This is a genomic window from Klebsiella sp. 141162, from assembly GCF_050600755.1.
In the GTDB taxonomy this organism is placed as follows: Bacteria; Pseudomonadota; Gammaproteobacteria; order Enterobacterales; family Enterobacteriaceae; genus Klebsiella; species Klebsiella aerogenes.
Window position 1 is genome coordinate 51,388 of record NZ_JAQIRI010000003.1, and the last position, 14,673, is coordinate 66,060.

The window sequence follows — 14,673 nt, forward strand, 5'->3', positions numbered from 1 at the left end:
GCTCATTTCTTCCGCTGCCTTTGTACATAAAAAGAACAGAACGGAAAAGCCTGATTTTTCCATAACTTATAAAAATCATTATAAATCATGAATATACTCATTAAGTGGTAGGTAAGTTCTAAATTGATTTGTATCAATGAGTGTAGTAGCTGAATCGTTAAGGTAGGCGGTAATAGAAAAGAAATCGAGGCAAAAATGAGCAAAGTCAGAATCGCTATTATCGGTAACGGCATGGTCGGCCATCGCTTTATCGAAGAGCTTCTTGATAAGGCGCCTGCCGGACAATTCGACATTACCGTGTTCTGTGAAGAGCCGCGTATCGCCTATGACCGTGTCCACCTGTCGTCTTACTTCTCCCATCACACTGCGGAAGAGCTGTCGCTGGTACGTGAAGGTTTCTATGAGAAACACGGCGTCAAGGTGCTGGTCGGCGAACGCGCGATTACCATCAACCGCCAGGAAAAGGTGATCCACTCCAGCGCTGGCCGTACCGTTTTCTACGACAAGCTGATTATGGCGACTGGCTCATACCCGTGGATCCCGCCGATTAAAGGCGCGGAAACCCAGGATTGCTTCGTCTATCGTACTATTGAAGATCTTAACGCCATCGAATCCTGCGCCCGTCGCAGCAAACGCGGCGCGGTGGTCGGCGGCGGCCTGCTCGGTCTGGAAGCAGCCGGCGCGTTGAAAAATCTCGGCGTGGAAACCCACGTGATCGAGTTTGCGCCGATGCTGATGGCCGAGCAGCTCGATCAGATGGGCGGCGAGCAGCTGAAACGCAAGATCGAAAGCATGGGGGTGAAAGTTCACACCAGCAAAAACACCAAAGAGATTGTTCAGCAGGGCACCGAGGCGCGCAAAACGATGCGCTTCGCCGACGGCAGCGAACTGCAGGTCGATTTCATCGTCTTCTCTACCGGTATCCGTCCGCGCGACAAGTTGGCTACCCAGTGCGGGCTGGCGGTCGCCCAACGCGGCGGCATCATGGTCAACGATAGCTGCCAGACCTCCGACCCGGATATCTACGCTATCGGCGAATGCGCCAGCTGGAATAACCGCGTGTATGGTCTTGTCGCCCCGGGCTACAAAATGGCGCAGGTGACGGTTGACCATATCCTCGGCAACGACAATCTGTTCACCGGCGCCGACCTCAGCGCCAAGCTGAAGCTGCTCGGCGTTGACGTTGGCGGTATCGGCGACGCCCACGGGCGTACGCCGGGCGCGCGTAGCTACGTCTATCTCGACGAAAGCAAAGAAGTCTACAAACGGCTTATCGTCAGCGAAGATAACAAAACCCTGCTTGGCGCGGTACTGGTCGGCGACACCAGCGATTACGGCAACCTGCTGCAGCTGGTGCTGAACGCCATCGAATTACCGGAAAATCCGGATTCGCTGATCCTCCCGGCCCACGCCGGCAGCGGCAAGCCGTCTATCGGCGTGGATAAACTGCCGGACAGCGCGCAGATTTGTTCCTGCTTCGACGTCAGCAAAGGCGACCTGATCGCCGCTATCAATAAAGGCTGTCACACCGTGGCGGCGCTGAAAGCGGAAACCAAAGCCGGAACCGGCTGCGGCGGTTGTATTCCGCTGGTAACGCAGGTGCTCAACGCCGAGCTGGCGAAACAGGGTATCGAAGTGAACAACAATCTGTGCGAGCACTTCGCCTACTCTCGCCAGGAACTGTTCCACCTGATCCGCGTGGAAGGCATCAAAACCTTCGACGAGCTGCTGGAAAAACACGGTCAGGGCTACGGCTGTGAAGTCTGTAAGCCGACCGTCGGTTCCCTGCTGGCCTCCTGCTGGAATGAGTACATCCTCAAACCACAGCACACGCCGCTGCAGGACACCAACGATAACTTCCTCGCCAACATCCAGAAAGATGGCACCTACTCGGTTATCCCGCGCTCCGCAGGCGGCGAAATTACGCCAGAAGGCCTGGTTGCCGTCGGTCGCATCGCGCGCGAATTTAATCTGTATACCAAAATCACCGGCTCCCAGCGTATCGGTCTGTTCGGCGCGCAAAAAGATGACCTGCCGGAGATCTGGCGTCAGCTGATTGAAGCCGGCTTCGAAACCGGCCATGCCTACGCCAAAGCGCTACGTATGGCGAAAACCTGCGTCGGCAGTACCTGGTGCCGCTACGGCGTCGGCGATAGCGTCGGCTTCGGCGTAGAACTGGAAAACCGCTATAAAGGCATCCGTACCCCGCACAAAATGAAGTTCGGCGTCTCCGGCTGTACCCGTGAATGCGCGGAAGCACAGGGTAAAGACGTTGGGATCATCGCCACCGAGAAAGGCTGGAACCTGTACGTGTGCGGTAACGGCGGGATGAAACCACGCCACGCCGATCTGCTGGCCGCGGACCTCGATCGCGATACGCTCATCAAATATCTCGACCGCTTTATGATGTTCTACATCCGCACCGCCGATAAGCTGACCCGTACCGCGCCGTGGCTGGACAACATGGAAGGCGGCATCGACTATCTGCGCAGCGTCATCATCGACGATAAGCTGGGCCTGAACGATCACCTTGAAGAAGAGCTGGCTCGCCTGCGCGACGCTTTCGCCTGCGAATGGACCGAGACCGTCAATAACCCGGCGGCGCAGACGCGCTTCAAACACTTTATCAACAGCGACCAGCGCGACCCGAACGTTCAGGTAGTGCCGGAACGTGACCAGCATCGCCCGGCCACGCCCTATGAGCGCATCCCGGTCACGCTGGTGGAGGAAAACGTATGAGCCAGTGGGTAAACATCTGCAAAATTGACGACATCCTGCCGGCGACCGGCGTCTGCGCGCTGCTGGGGCAACAGCAGGTGGCTATCTTCCGTCCGTACCATGACGACAGAGTGTTCGCCATCAGCAATATCGATCCATTCTTCAATGCCAGCGTGCTGTCCCGCGGGATCATCGCTGAGCATGACGGCGCGCTGTGGGTTGCCAGCCCGCTGAAAAAGCAGCGCTTCCGCCTCAGCGACGGGTTGTGCATGGAAGATGAGAGCCACTCCATCGCCCATTACGAAGCCCGTGTTAAAGATGGCAAAGTGCAGCTGAAAGCCTGATGCCGCATGGTTCCCTCCGCGCCGCGGGGGGAACCATATCATCGGCTTATAACCACTACTAAGTAGAGGCGGCAAAATTCATATCTCCGTGATTCCCTCTGCTGCTATGCTACGACCGCACTCCCTTTCCCCCCTTGCCGTGAGGATCTGCCGTGGACCACTTACCTATTTTTTGCCAACTACGCGATCGCGACTGCTTGCTGGTCGGCGGCGGCGATGTCGCTGAACGCAAGGCGCGTCTATTGCTCGACGCCGGCGCCCGGTTAACGGTGAATTCACGCCAGTTTACTCCGCAGTTTCAGGTGTGGGCCGAGGCGCAGATGCTGACGCTGGCGCAGGGCGATTTCAATCCTGCGCTGCTCGATAACTGCTGGCTGGCGATCGCCGCCACCGACGATGATGTCGTTAATCAGCAGGTCAGCGAGGCAGCCGAATCACGGCGTATTTTCTGTAACGTGGTGGATGCGCCCCGTCAGGCTAGCTTTATCATGCCGTCAATTATCGACCGCTCGCCGCTGATGGTCGCCGTGTCTTCCGGTGGTACCTCGCCGGTGTTGGCGCGCCTGCTGCGTGAAAAGCTCGAATCGCTGCTGCCGCTGCATCTCGGACAAATCGCCCGCTATGCCGGGCAGCTGCGCTCAAGGGTGAAAAAGCAGTTCGCTACCGTCGGCGAACGCCGCCGCTTCTGGGAAAAGCTATTTGTTAACGATGGCCTCGCCCAATCGCTGGCGAACGATGATCGTCAGGCCGTCGCCGATACCACGGAACGGTTACTGAATGAACCACTGGAACATCGCGGCGAAGTGGTGCTGGTTGGCGCCGGTCCGGGCGATGCCGGTCTGCTCACCCTCAAAGGGCTGCAGCAGATCCAGCAGGCCGATGTGGTGGTCTACGACCGGCTGGTCTCCGACGATATTATGAATCTGGTGCGCCGCGACGCCGATCGGGTATTTGTCGGCAAACGCGCAGGCTATCACTGCGTGCCGCAGGAGGAAATTAACCAAATCCTGCTGCGCGAAGCGCAAAGCGGCAAGCGTGTCGTGCGCCTGAAAGGCGGCGATCCGTTTATTTTTGGCCGCGGCGGCGAAGAGCTGGAGACTCTTTGCGCGGCAGGTATTCCGTTCTCGGTGGTGCCAGGGATCACCGCCGCATCCGGCTGCTCGGCCTACTCAGGCATTCCGCTTACCCACCGTGATTTCGCCCAGGGCGTACGTCTAATTACCGGCCATCTGAAAACCGGTAGCGATCTCGACTGGCAAAACCTGGCGGCGGAAAAACAGACGCTGGTGTTCTATATGGGGCTAAACCAGGCGCCGGCGATCCGTGAAAAGCTGATCGCCCACGGCATGGCGGCGGATATGCCGGCCGCCATCGTCGAGAACGGCACCGCGGTCAACCAGAAGGTTGTCGCCGGCACTCTGGATCGGTTGGATATTCTGGCGCAGCAGATGGCCAGCCCGGCATTGATTATCGTGGGCCGCGTGGTGGCGCTACGCGACAAGCTGAACTGGTTTTCTCACCATTAAGCTAATGCGCTCTGACAGACACAAAAAAACCGGGATTATCCCGGTTTTTTTACCTTCAGCGAGCCTTGTTACGGCTTAGCGACAAAGCCAATCGCTTCATACACCGCTTTCAGGGTCTTAGAAGCGTGCGCGCTGGCTTTTTCCGCCCCCTCTTTCATCACCTGATTAAGGAACGCTTCGTCGTTGCGGAAACGGTGATAGCGCTCCTGCAGCTCGGTCAGCATACCGGAAACCGCTTCGGCGACTTCGCCTTTCAGGTGGCCGTACATTTTACCTTCAAAGTGCTGTTCCAGTTCCGGAATGCTCTGGCCGGTCACGGCGGAGAGGATATCCAGCAGGTTGGAAACGCCCGCTTTGTTTTGCACATCGTAACGGACAACCGGCGGCTCGTCGGAGTCGGTCACCGCGCGTTTAATCTTCTTAACTACCGATTTCGGGTCTTCCAGCAGACCAATGACGTTGTTGCGGTTGTCATCGGACTTGGACATCTTCTTGGTCGGCTCCAGCAGGGACATCACGCGCGCGCCGGACTTAGGAATAAACGGCTCCGGCACTTTAAAGATATCGCCATAGATAGCGTTAAAGCGCTGCGCGACGTCGCGGCTCAGCTCAAGATGCTGTTTCTGATCTTCGCCTACCGGTACCTGGTTGGTCTGGTACAGCAGAATATCAGCGGCCATCAGTACCGGGTAGTCAAACAGACCGGCGTTGATGTTCTCGGCGTAGCGCGCGGACTTGTCTTTAAACTGGGTCATGCGGCTCAGCTCGCCGAAATAGGTGTAGCAGTTCAGCGCCCAGCCCAGCTGGGCGTGTTCCGGCACGTGAGACTGGACGAAAATGGTGCTCTTTTGCGGATCGATACCACAGGCCAGGTACAGCGCCAGCGTATCCAGCGTCGCTTTACGCAGGTTCTGCGGATCCTGACGCACGGTGATTGCGTGCTGGTCAACGATGCAGTAAATACAGTGATAGTCATCCTGCATGTTTACCCATTGACGCAGCGCACCCATATAGTTGCCAATGGTCAATTCACCTGAGGGCTGTGCGCCACTAAAAACGATGGGCTTAGTCATTTTTTAATTCCTGAGTTTCACTGTACGGTAGCCCAAGAGCGGGCAAGAGTTCATTAAATTGGTCAAAGATAAAATCCGGCTCGCTCAACGCAATCGGCTCGCCGTAGTTGTAGCCGTAAGTCAGACCGATAGAGCAACAGCCCGCCGCTTTCGCCGCCTGAATATCATTGCGCGAATCCCCAACGAACAGGAGTTCGGCTGGCGTCAGAGAGAGCTTTTCCGCCACCAGCAGCAGCGGATCCGGATGCGGCTTTTTATTCTTCACATCGTCGCCGCCGATCACCACGCTAAAGTACTTCGCGATATCGAGGGCCTCGAGCAAGGGCGCCACGAACGGTGTCGGTTTGTTGGTAACCAGCGCCAGCGGCAGGCCTTTTGCGTGCAGCGCGCCGAGCGTATCGGCCACTGCCGGGAACAAGAAACTGCCTTCTTCCGCCGCTTCGGCGTAATAGCGGTCGAACAGTTTACGCAAAACGCGTAGCTGTTCGTCTTGCGGTATATCATGATCGTCGACGGAAGGTTTCCCCATCGCCGCGCGTAACGTGGCACGCTCCTGGCGAGCCCAATTCAGCGCCCGCTCCATCAGGACGTCTGCGCCGTTGCCAATCCAGGTCACGACGCGCTCTTCACCTGCCACCGGCAGTTCCAGCGCGTAAAGCGCGCTATCAACGGCGGCGGTTAAACCCGGCGCGCTATCGACCAGCGTACCGTCCAGGTCAAATGCCACGCCGCGGATGGCCTGTAATTTATCCATGACTAACCTTCGCTAATTCACTGCGCATTTGATCAATAACTTTTTTGTAGTCCGGCTGGCCGAAGATCGCCGAACCGGCGACAAACATATCCGCACCGGCGGCGGCAATTTCACCAATATTGCTGGCTTTCACGCCGCCATCGACTTCAAGGCGAATGTCGTAGCCGGATTGATCGATAAGCTGACGCACCTGACGCAGTTTTTCAAGAGTGTGCGGAATAAAGGACTGGCCGCCAAAGCCTGGGTTAACCGACATCAGCAGAATCACATCCAGCTTATCCATAACGTAATCGAGATAGCTCAGCGGCGTTGCCGGGTTGAATACCAGCCCCGCTTTACAGCCGTGCTCTTTGATAAGCTGCAGGCTGCGGTCGACGTGTTCAGAGGCTTCCGGGTGGAAAGTGATAATGCTGGCGCCGGCTTCGGCAAAATCAGGAATGATGCGGTCGACCGGCTTTACCATCAGGTGCACATCGATCGGCGCGGTAATGCCGTAGTTGCGCAGCGACTTCAGCACCATCGGGCCAATCGTCAGATTCGGCACGTAGTGGTTGTCCATGACGTCGAAGTGTACGACATCCGCGCCCGCCGCCAGTGCCTTAGCGGTATCCTCGCCCAAACGGGCAAAATCAGCCGACAGAATCGAAGGGGCAATCAAATACTGCTTCATCCGCATCTCCTTGAAATTTATTTGGTCTTCGGCGGACGGTACAGCGCTAAGAGCTCGTCCACCTTTTTACGCGTACCACCGTTGCTGCTGATGCTGCGCCGAACCTTCACAATATGCGTTTCCGCCGCGTTTTTATACCACTCCTGCGTCAGCGGCGTGCGGTGGTTTGAGATAAGCACCGGGATCCGCTTTTTCATCAACGATTCCGCCTTTTTCGCCAGCATTACCTGCTGATCAAGGTTGAAACTGTTGGTGTGGTAGGCGGTAAAATTCGCCGTCGCCGTCAGCGGCGCGTACGGCGGGTCGCAATAGACCACCGCCCGGCTATCGGCTCGCTTCATGCACTCTTCATAAGATTCGCAGTAAAACTCGGCGTTCTGCGCCTTGGCGGCGAAGTGATAGAGCTCAGCCTCGGGGAAATAGGGCTTTTTGTAGCGGCCAAACGGCACGTTGAACTCGCCGCGCAGGTTGTAGCGGCACAATCCGTTGTAGCCATGGCGATTCAGATACAGGAACAGCACCGCGCGACGCAGGGGATCCTGACTCTGGTTGAATTCATCACGGTACTGGTAGTAGCGCTCCGCGGCGTTGTTTTCCGGCGTAAACATCTCGCGTGCGGCGCTGACGTATTCGTCAGTGCGCAATTTGACGATGTTATACAGACCGATCAGATCGCTATTGATATCCGCGAGGATATAACGAGAAAAGTCGGTATTCAGGAATACCGACCCAGCGCCCACGAAGGGCTCAATTAAGCATTCACCTTCCGGCAAATGCTTTTTAATATCGTCAAGCAGGGGGTATTTCCCCCCTGCCCACTTCAGAAAAGCGCGATTCTTTTTCATGCTGCCTAACTAATTACACTTTCTCCGGCTGTGGAGAAATCGCTCCGACAGCATCCTGCGCTTAAGACTACTCGCGGCATTACTTCAGGTCAGCTTGTACCTGATGCAGCGGTTTTGCCCATGGATTTTTCGCCTGAACATCCGCAGGGAGCGTGGCGACGGCACGTTTCGCTTCATCTTTCGAAGCGTAGATGCCGCTGACCAGCACATACCACGGTTGACCGTTGCGAGTCGTCTCATAGACAACATATTTTTCCAGCTTCTCTTTCTTCGCCCAGTTGTTCAGGTTGTTGTAGTTAGAGGAGCTGCTGAGCTGCAACGTATAGTTACCTGACGGCGCAGACTTCATCGAACCAACATCGCCAGCCGTTTTGCTACCAGCCGCTGCGGTCGCCGCAGGCGCAGTGGCCGCCGGGGTGGAGGTCGTTGCGGCAGGCGCAGTCGCGGTAGCCGTTGGCGCGGTTGTCGCAGCCGGTTTAGTCTGCGCAGTGGCGACAGGCTTGCTGGCGGTAGCCACCGGCGCGCTCTCTACGCGCTTAGGTTTGGTTTCAACCGGCGCTTTGGCGGTAGCCTGCGGCTTGCTTTGCGGTTTCGGTTCAATCACCACCTGTTTACGCTCGGCAGGACGCGGCGCGGCAGCCGTCTGGCGTTCGGTCGTTTGACGCGGCGCGGCGCCATTACGCATTGGCGCAACGGTCGCAGGTTCGGTCGGTAAGGTGGAGTTAGCAACGGCGCTATCCAGTTGACCCTGCTGCTGAGTCAGCGCGTTGTTCAGGTCGCCCTGAACTTCCACACGCTGCTGGCCCTGCGGCTCAGAGGCGGGTTGACCCTGAGTCGGATTAGAGGCGATCGGCGGCAGAGAAACGTCCTGCGGCTGCTGCTGGTTGGTGTTGCCCGCAGTTTGATCGACCGGCTGCGCGGCATTGTTGTTCTGGTCAGCGGTCATGCTTTGATCGCCTGACAGGTTAACGCTCTTCTCACCAGAAGCGGATTCATTGGAAGAAGATGGCGATTTCAGCGCCGAACCCACGCCGACAATCAGCAGCAGGAGTACCAGCACCCCGACGCCCATCATGACATACTGGCGGGAAGCCGGTTTAGCAGGGGCCTTTTTGCGTTTACGCGGACGGCGTTCAACCTGCTGCTCTTCTTCTGCTTCTTCTTCGGACTCAAGGTCCTCTTCATACTCTTCTTCATCGCGTTCACGACGGGCTTTGTTCGCGCGCGTCGGACGGCTTTCATCAGCCTCGAGATCGAGATCGTCGAAATTGATCTGCGGATCGGCGTCACGCTCGGAAGACTGACGGGAACGACCAGTACGACGATCGTTGCGATCGGCTTTCATATCGTCTTCTGGTTTGAAATCATCCATTTAACACCCCACTAAAAGGCTTATGCTCACGATTATTGCATGTTGCCCGAAATGATAACGCCGCGCGGACGCGGCTAGACCTTCTTATTGTTGCGCCTGCTGAGTATCAGCAATCGCGCCAAGAACTACATCGTGCGACACTCCGCCGCGGACCTCGCTCTTTCCTATAGCGAGCGGCAATACCAGGCGCATTTCGCCTGCCAGTACCTTTTTATCACGCATCATGTGAGGCAAGTACGCTTCTGCAGACATTTCCTGCGGCCCGCGTACCGGCAACCCTGCACGTTGCAACAGCGCAATCATACGCTGCGTATCCTGCGCGCTAAACTGCCCTAAACGCTCGGACGTATGCGCCGCCATGACCATTCCTGCCGCCACAGCTTCGCCATGTAGCCAGTTACCGTAGCCCATTTCAGCTTCGATAGCATGACCAAATGTATGTCCCAGATTCAGTAAAGCACGTAACCCGGTTTCGCGCTCGTCGGCAGCGACAACTTCGGCTTTTAGCTCACAACAACGGCGAATACAGTACGCCATCGCTGATTCATCCAGCGCCATCAGCGCATCGATGTTGTCTTCAAGCCAGCAGAAGAACTCGCCGTCGAGGATAATGCCGTACTTAATGACCTCAGCCAGGCCGGAGGAGAGCTCGCGCTTCGGCAATGTTTTGAGACAATTAAGGTCGACGACCACGGAAACCGGCTGCCAGAAGGCGCCAATCATATTTTTACCGAGGGGATGGTTTACGGCCGTTTTGCCGCCAACCGAAGAGTCCACCTGCGAAAGCAGCGTGGTGGGAACTTGAATAAAACGTACGCCGCGCTGATAGCTCGCCGCGGCAAAACCGGTTAAATCGCCAACCACGCCGCCGCCGAGCGCCACGAGTGTGGTGTCGCGGCCATGTGGTTTTTGCAACAGCGCGGTAAATACCGTATCCATCACCGCCAGGCTTTTATACTGCTCGCCATCCGGCAGGATCACGCTGTCGACATTGACACCCGCTTGCTCCAGTACGGAGCGAACGGTATCAAGATAAAGCGGCGCCAGCGTTTCATTGGTGACCAGCATAACCTGGTCGCCTGATTTCAGTGGCAGAAAAGAAGCTGGATCGTTAAACAAACCAGCCGCGATGGTAATCGGGTAACTACGTTCCCCGAGAGTTACAGTCAGCTTCTCCATAACGCGACGTCCACCTCAGTTGCTTTACTCTGACGCACTTTATTAAGCCAGAATCAGTTGCTTTCCAGCATATGAATAATCTGGTTTGCAACGACTTTCGCGCTTTGATCGTCGGTGCGGATAGTCACATCGGCAATCTCTTCATACAGCGGATTACGCTCATCTGCCAACGCTTCAAGAACTTCACGTGGCGGCGCATCTACTTGTAATAAAGGACGCTTTTTATCGCGCTGCGTACGAGCAAGTTGTTTTTCGATCGTTGTTTCCAGGTAGACCACCACGCCGCGGGCGGAGAGACGGTTACGCGTTTCACGGGATTTTACTGAGCCGCCGCCAGTGGCGAGTACGATTCCCTGTTTTTCCGTCAACTCATTGATGATTTTTTCTTCACGATCGCGGAAGCCTTCTTCGCCTTCGACATCGAAGACCCAGCCGACGTCTGCGCCAGTGCGTTTCTCAATCTCTTGATCAGAATCGTAAAATTCCATGTTGAGCTGTTGGGCTAACTGGCGCCCAATAGTGCTTTTGCCGGCACCCATAGGCCCAACCAGAAAGATATTGCGTTTCTCTGCCATTTTTTCGGTACTACTAAGACTATTCGTTAATGATAAACCCGCTTCGCAGACACCCAGCGCAGCAGGACATGAACTGAAACCTCATATGCAATAGAGCGAGAGTCAGACTAAAAATTATCTCAATACTCCGGCTGGTTTGGCAACAGAATAAAATCACCGGACATAAAGGGAGGATTGATGTCGTACCCGACTCTCAAATCGGTACCCCTTGTATGCTAAATCCGTCCCCGCGTCAAACACCTGAAACGTGTTTAGCATGAAAAACCCGCTTAATGTACTGCCAGAATACGCGGCGTGATGAAGACAACCAGTTCACGTCGTTCATTATCTTTACCATCATGGCGAAACAGCTGCCCGAGTAAGGGGATTTCGCCAAGCAACGGCACGCTGTCGCGCGCCGACTTATTCTTCTGCGAAAAAATACCGCCCAGCGCCAGGGTCTCGCCGCTTTTCACCTCGACTAAGGTTTCAATCTCTTGCTTATCAATTGCCAGCGCTTCGCCGTTTTCTTGCTGCAGTACCTGGCCTGGCGTATTTTCGCTAATGCGCAGCTTCAGGCGCACGCGATCCTGCTGTAGCACCGTCGGCGTCACCTCCATACCCAGGACCGCCTCTTTAAACTCAACCGAGGTGGCGCCGCTTTCTCCGCTGGAGACCTGATAGGGTATCTCGCTGCCCTGTTTGATACTAGCGGGTTGCATATGCGACGCCAGCAGGCGCGGACTGGCGATGATGTCCACCTGCTGCTTTTGCTCCAGCGCGGAAAGCTCAAGCTCCAGTAGCCGCCCGTTAATCCGGCCGATATTAAACCCGCCGCGGGTGGTCGCGTCTGACACCGCCAGGTTACTGCTCAGGTTGGTAATTTTCCCCATCCCCGGCGTGCTGCTGGCCTCCGCCAGGCTCCACTTCACGCCAAGCTCACGCAGGCTGGTCGCGCTCATTGACACAATGTGCGCCGCCAGCTCCACCTGGCCGACCGGCAGATCCATCTCTTCAGCCCACGCCTTCAGCGCCGGCAGATGCCGATCGTCGTCGCGGATTAACAGACGATTAGTTCGCCGATCGACGGTCATCGTGCCGCGGGCGCTCAACAGCTTGCTCCCGGATTTCGCCAGTTCGTCTGCGTCGGCATAGCGAAGCGGGATACTGTGGTTACGTAATGGCAGATTCTGCCAGCGTTTAGCCTGCTCGGCTTCCTGCTGCGTCCGTTTCGCTTGCTGCCACGCCAGCGTGTGGATGTACAACACCGTGCCCTGACGGGCCATTGTCAGTCCAGCGCTATCGAGAACCGACTGGAGCGCCTGTTGCCAGGGGACGCTATTTAAGTGGAGCGACAGCGTGCCGCTGACCTCCGGCGCCACGATTAAATTAAGATGTTGCATTTCCGCCAGGCTTTGCAGTACCTGGGCCACCGGTACATCATCAACCACCAGCGATACCGGCGGTTCTTTTTTCGCCGCCGCGGCCAGCAGCGGCAGCAGCAGAAGTAGCAGGCTTATCCTTCGCATCATGTTGGCTTTCCTTACGTGACCAGACCCAGCGTGCGGGTTCACACCCGGTATTGGCCTCCAGAGTTAATGTTTCTGCCGTTAGCTGTCGAATTCGCCAGCCGCCAGGCAAAACGTCGTTAATTCGTACACGCCGCCACTGACCGGTATGATCCTGAACAAGACCCAGCCACTGGGCCGGGCGGCCAACCCCGCCGCCGTAACGCCACTGCGTCAGCTGCGCGGTCTGGCAGTGGTCCTCGACCGGTAAAAAAGGATCGCGCGCTCCTGCCAGCAGCGGGCAAACCAGCAGCAGCATGTATCCTTTATATTTCATCGTCGCGCTCCAGTTGCAACGACATCTGTAGTACCCCTTTTTCATCATTTAGTGAAAAAGCGCTAGCGTGTACCCCGCAATCGGCAAGCCAGGCGAACAGCGGCGGCACCGACTGCCAGTTAACCGCCGCCAGCATCTCACCGCCGCGCCCTCGCGGTTGCCAGGCCTGTAACAAGATACCGGCCACGGGTGGCTCCAGCGGTGAAAAACGCCGGGCCGTCCAATCATCAACCACGCGCTGCTGCAGCGTGGCCCGCAGCGGCATTACTCGCCGCCATTGCGTCTGTAGGGGCGGCGGCGTGGGCTGCGAAGCGCTGACAACAACAAGCGAAAACGCCAGATACACTGCCGCAGCCAAAACTGTGGCGCAAAGTAACGCTAACGGCCATCCGCGCAGCGCCTGCAGGCGTTCAATCGCTGTCCGCATCGGCAGTGTCTCCAGGTAGAAAAAAACTAAATGACCAGCGTCCCTGTGTATCGCGATGCGTTCCTCCTGCCATCGCCGGTTGAAACCCCTCCAGCTTGCCAAGCGCCTTTTCCAGCGCCACCACCGCCTTGAGGTTCAGCGCCAGGCCGCTGAGGGTGATGCCCTGTGGTTGGTAGTCCAGTCTGGTTAACCACAGCGGCTCCGGCAACAGCGACGCTAACGTGAGCAATCGTGTCTGCCAGGCCTGCATTTCGGCTCGCCGCTGCGCTTGCCGTGCCTGCCGCTCACCGCGCTGTATTTCTTCGCGCATCTCCCGCTCGCGTTGCAACAGCGTGGAATAAAGCAGATTGTCGGCCTGGGTATGCATCGCCTGCTGCGCCGCGTCCATCTGGCGTAACGTACGCGCAGCTATCGTCAGGGCGGCGATGCTTAACGCCATCGCTACCGCCAGCAGCCCGCCCAGACGCAAGCGTTGCCGCCGTCGCGTCTCGCGCCACGGCAGAAGATTAATCGGCTGCGCCATGGTTATTTACCTCCCAGCGCCAAACCAAGCGCGATAGCAAAGCGATCGCCGCAGGCGGGAAGCGGCGGCTGCAGGCGGTGGATCACACTCCAGCAATCAAAGCTATTTTCCGCCAACGGCAGGCTGCTACAGAGCTGAAACTGTTCATCGTTGAGGCGCGAGGTTAAGTGCGAGAAAGAGGGGGCTTCAGCGCATGGACAATAGCCCCAGCGCTCCTGGGTCGCCCATAACCACTGCGCGTCCCCCTGCCAGACCAATCCCTGAGTCGCGTCAGTAAGCCAGGGAAAAAAAGAAGTGAGAGCAGCCGCATCCGGCACGATCGCCGCCAGGCGCAGCTTCAGCCGCCGAGCCAGTTGACGCAGCGCGTCGATATCCAAACGCTGAGCCGCCGTCGCCTGCCAGCCATCGTTAGCCGCGCGGGCGGTGTAATCGATACACAGCGAAGAGGCAGGCATTTCCAGCTGACGCGCCATCGTACCCGCTATCCACATCGCTCTTTCGTTTTCCCGCAGCGACACCTGTGGCGCCGGCAACTGCTTTTGCAGCGTACGGCTGGCAGGAAGCGCAATGCACACCTGATGCTGTAACGGCAGCTCGCGGCGCCAATCACGTAACCGCTTCACCGCCTCATTGATGTCAACGATGCTGCCCTGCGCCACCAGGCCGGGCGGCAGCGGAATTCGCCACCAGCGACGTAACGCCCAGCGTCCACGTTCGTACAATAGTGCCACTATGGCGACGCTATCCTGTTGAATGTGAATTCCTATACGCCAATTTCTGAAAGTCATGCTTAGATCTCCTTATCCGCGATTGCGATTCAAGGAGCAGCCTGGATATACCATG

15 protein-coding genes are annotated in these 14,673 nt (G+C 57.0%); 3 read left to right on the forward strand and 12 right to left on the reverse strand.

Annotated features, from left to right (window positions below; translation table 11 throughout):
• The first annotated feature begins 195 nt into the window (after positions 1 to 195).
• The 3 genes from nirB (at position 196) to cysG (ending at position 4,588) form a co-directional block, all read left to right on the forward strand.
• Positions 196 to 2,739, forward strand: a complete 2,544-nt coding sequence (gene nirB, locus PGR23_RS11470; protein ID WP_047078892.1) for a nitrite reductase large subunit NirB — start codon at positions 196 to 198, stop codon at positions 2,737 to 2,739.
• Entirely contained in the window at positions 2,736 to 3,062 is a 327-nt protein-coding gene (gene nirD, locus PGR23_RS11475; protein ID WP_015369393.1) for a nitrite reductase small subunit NirD, read from the forward strand. The genes nirB and nirD overlap by 4 nt, the downstream gene beginning before the upstream one ends.
• 152 nt (positions 3,063 to 3,214) lie before the next feature.
• Complete coding sequence (cysG, locus tag PGR23_RS11480; protein WP_047050227.1) at positions 3,215 to 4,588, forward strand: siroheme synthase CysG; 1,374 nt, start codon at positions 3,215 to 3,217, stop codon at positions 4,586 to 4,588.
• Between the two features lie 68 nt (positions 4,589 to 4,656).
• Here the strand turns inward: cysG and trpS are convergent, their stop codons facing one another.
• The 12 genes from trpS to pilM form a co-directional block, all read right to left on the reverse strand.
• Entirely contained in the window at positions 4,657 to 5,661 is a 1,005-nt protein-coding gene (gene trpS, locus PGR23_RS11485) for a tryptophan--tRNA ligase (RefSeq protein WP_015369391.1), read from the reverse strand.
• A complete protein-coding gene (gene gph, locus PGR23_RS11490; RefSeq protein ID WP_047048014.1) occupies positions 5,654 to 6,415 on the reverse strand; it encodes a phosphoglycolate phosphatase in 762 nt (253 codons plus the stop codon). The genes trpS and gph overlap by 8 nt, the downstream gene beginning before the upstream one ends.
• Positions 6,408 to 7,085: a ribulose-phosphate 3-epimerase gene (gene rpe / locus PGR23_RS11495; protein ID WP_015369389.1), complete on the reverse strand. Its 678-nt coding sequence runs from the start codon at positions 7,083 to 7,085 to the stop codon at positions 6,408 to 6,410. The genes gph and rpe overlap by 8 nt, the downstream gene beginning before the upstream one ends.
• 17 nt (positions 7,086 to 7,102) lie before the next feature.
• Entirely contained in the window at positions 7,103 to 7,930 is an 828-nt protein-coding gene (dam, locus tag PGR23_RS11500; protein WP_045394863.1) for an adenine-specific DNA-methyltransferase, read from the reverse strand.
• A 79-nt stretch (positions 7,931 to 8,009) separates the two neighbouring features.
• A complete protein-coding gene (gene damX, locus PGR23_RS11505; RefSeq protein ID WP_315711683.1) occupies positions 8,010 to 9,302 on the reverse strand; it encodes a cell division protein DamX in 1,293 nt (430 codons plus the stop codon).
• A gap of 84 nt (positions 9,303 to 9,386) precedes the next feature.
• On the reverse strand, positions 9,387 to 10,481 hold the full coding sequence (gene aroB, locus PGR23_RS11510) for a 3-dehydroquinate synthase (RefSeq protein ID WP_015369386.1): 1,095 nt from the start codon (positions 10,479 to 10,481) through the stop codon (positions 9,387 to 9,389).
• Positions 10,482 to 10,534: 53 nt separating this feature from the next.
• On the reverse strand, positions 10,535 to 11,056 hold the full coding sequence (gene aroK / locus PGR23_RS11515; RefSeq protein ID WP_002920267.1) for a shikimate kinase AroK: 522 nt from the start codon (positions 11,054 to 11,056) through the stop codon (positions 10,535 to 10,537).
• Between the two features lie 269 nt (positions 11,057 to 11,325).
• Positions 11,326 to 12,567, reverse strand: a complete 1,242-nt coding sequence (hofQ, locus tag PGR23_RS11520) for a DNA uptake porin HofQ (RefSeq protein ID WP_047078891.1) — start codon at positions 12,565 to 12,567, stop codon at positions 11,326 to 11,328.
• Positions 12,479 to 12,880: a HofP DNA utilization family protein gene (locus PGR23_RS11525; protein WP_047048002.1), complete on the reverse strand. Its 402-nt coding sequence runs from the start codon at positions 12,878 to 12,880 to the stop codon at positions 12,479 to 12,481. Before PGR23_RS11525 ends, hofQ begins: the two co-directional genes overlap by 89 nt.
• A complete protein-coding gene (locus tag PGR23_RS11530) occupies positions 12,870 to 13,307 on the reverse strand; it encodes a hypothetical protein (protein ID WP_047047999.1) in 438 nt (145 codons plus the stop codon). The genes PGR23_RS11525 and PGR23_RS11530 overlap by 11 nt, the downstream gene beginning before the upstream one ends.
• Positions 13,291 to 13,830: a PilN domain-containing protein gene (locus PGR23_RS11535; protein WP_396279348.1), complete on the reverse strand. Its 540-nt coding sequence runs from the start codon at positions 13,828 to 13,830 to the stop codon at positions 13,291 to 13,293. The genes PGR23_RS11530 and PGR23_RS11535 overlap by 17 nt, the downstream gene beginning before the upstream one ends.
• Before the next feature lie 2 nt (positions 13,831 to 13,832).
• Positions 13,833 to 14,618: a pilus assembly protein PilM gene (gene pilM, locus PGR23_RS11540; protein WP_289578431.1), complete on the reverse strand. Its 786-nt coding sequence runs from the start codon at positions 14,616 to 14,618 to the stop codon at positions 13,833 to 13,835.
• Positions 14,619 to 14,673: the final 55 nt, after the last annotated feature.

Coding starts and splice junctions, on each gene's coding strand:
- trpS (WP_015369391.1), bottom strand. CDS start 5,661: ATGACTAAGCCCATCGTTTTTAGTGGCGCACAGCCCTCAGGTGAATTG.
- nirB (WP_047078892.1), top strand. CDS start 196: ATGAGCAAAGTCAGAATCGCTATTATCGGTAACGGCATGGTCGGCCAT.
- rpe (WP_015369389.1), bottom strand. CDS start 7,085: ATGAAGCAGTATTTGATTGCCCCTTCGATTCTGTCGGCTGATTTTGCC.
- aroB (WP_015369386.1), bottom strand. CDS start 10,481: ATGGAGAAGCTGACTGTAACTCTCGGGGAACGTAGTTACCCGATTACC.
- dam (WP_045394863.1), bottom strand. CDS start 7,930: ATGAAAAAGAATCGCGCTTTTCTGAAGTGGGCAGGGGGGAAATACCCC.
- pilM (WP_289578431.1), bottom strand. CDS start 14,618: ATGACTTTCAGAAATTGGCGTATAGGAATTCACATTCAACAGGATAGC.
- PGR23_RS11535 (WP_396279348.1), bottom strand. CDS start 13,830: ATGGCGCAGCCGATTAATCTTCTGCCGTGGCGCGAGACGCGACGGCGG.
- PGR23_RS11525 (WP_047048002.1), bottom strand. CDS start 12,880: ATGAAATATAAAGGATACATGCTGCTGCTGGTTTGCCCGCTGCTGGCA.
- PGR23_RS11530 (WP_047047999.1), bottom strand. CDS start 13,307: ATGCGGACAGCGATTGAACGCCTGCAGGCGCTGCGCGGATGGCCGTTA.
- nirD (WP_015369393.1), top strand. CDS start 2,736: ATGAGCCAGTGGGTAAACATCTGCAAAATTGACGACATCCTGCCGGCG.
- hofQ (WP_047078891.1), bottom strand. CDS start 12,567: ATGATGCGAAGGATAAGCCTGCTACTTCTGCTGCTGCCGCTGCTGGCC.
- aroK (WP_002920267.1), bottom strand. CDS start 11,056: ATGGCAGAGAAACGCAATATCTTTCTGGTTGGGCCTATGGGTGCCGGC.
- gph (WP_047048014.1), bottom strand. CDS start 6,415: ATGGATAAATTACAGGCCATCCGCGGCGTGGCATTTGACCTGGACGGT.
- damX (WP_315711683.1), bottom strand. CDS start 9,302: ATGGATGATTTCAAACCAGAAGACGATATGAAAGCCGATCGCAACGAT.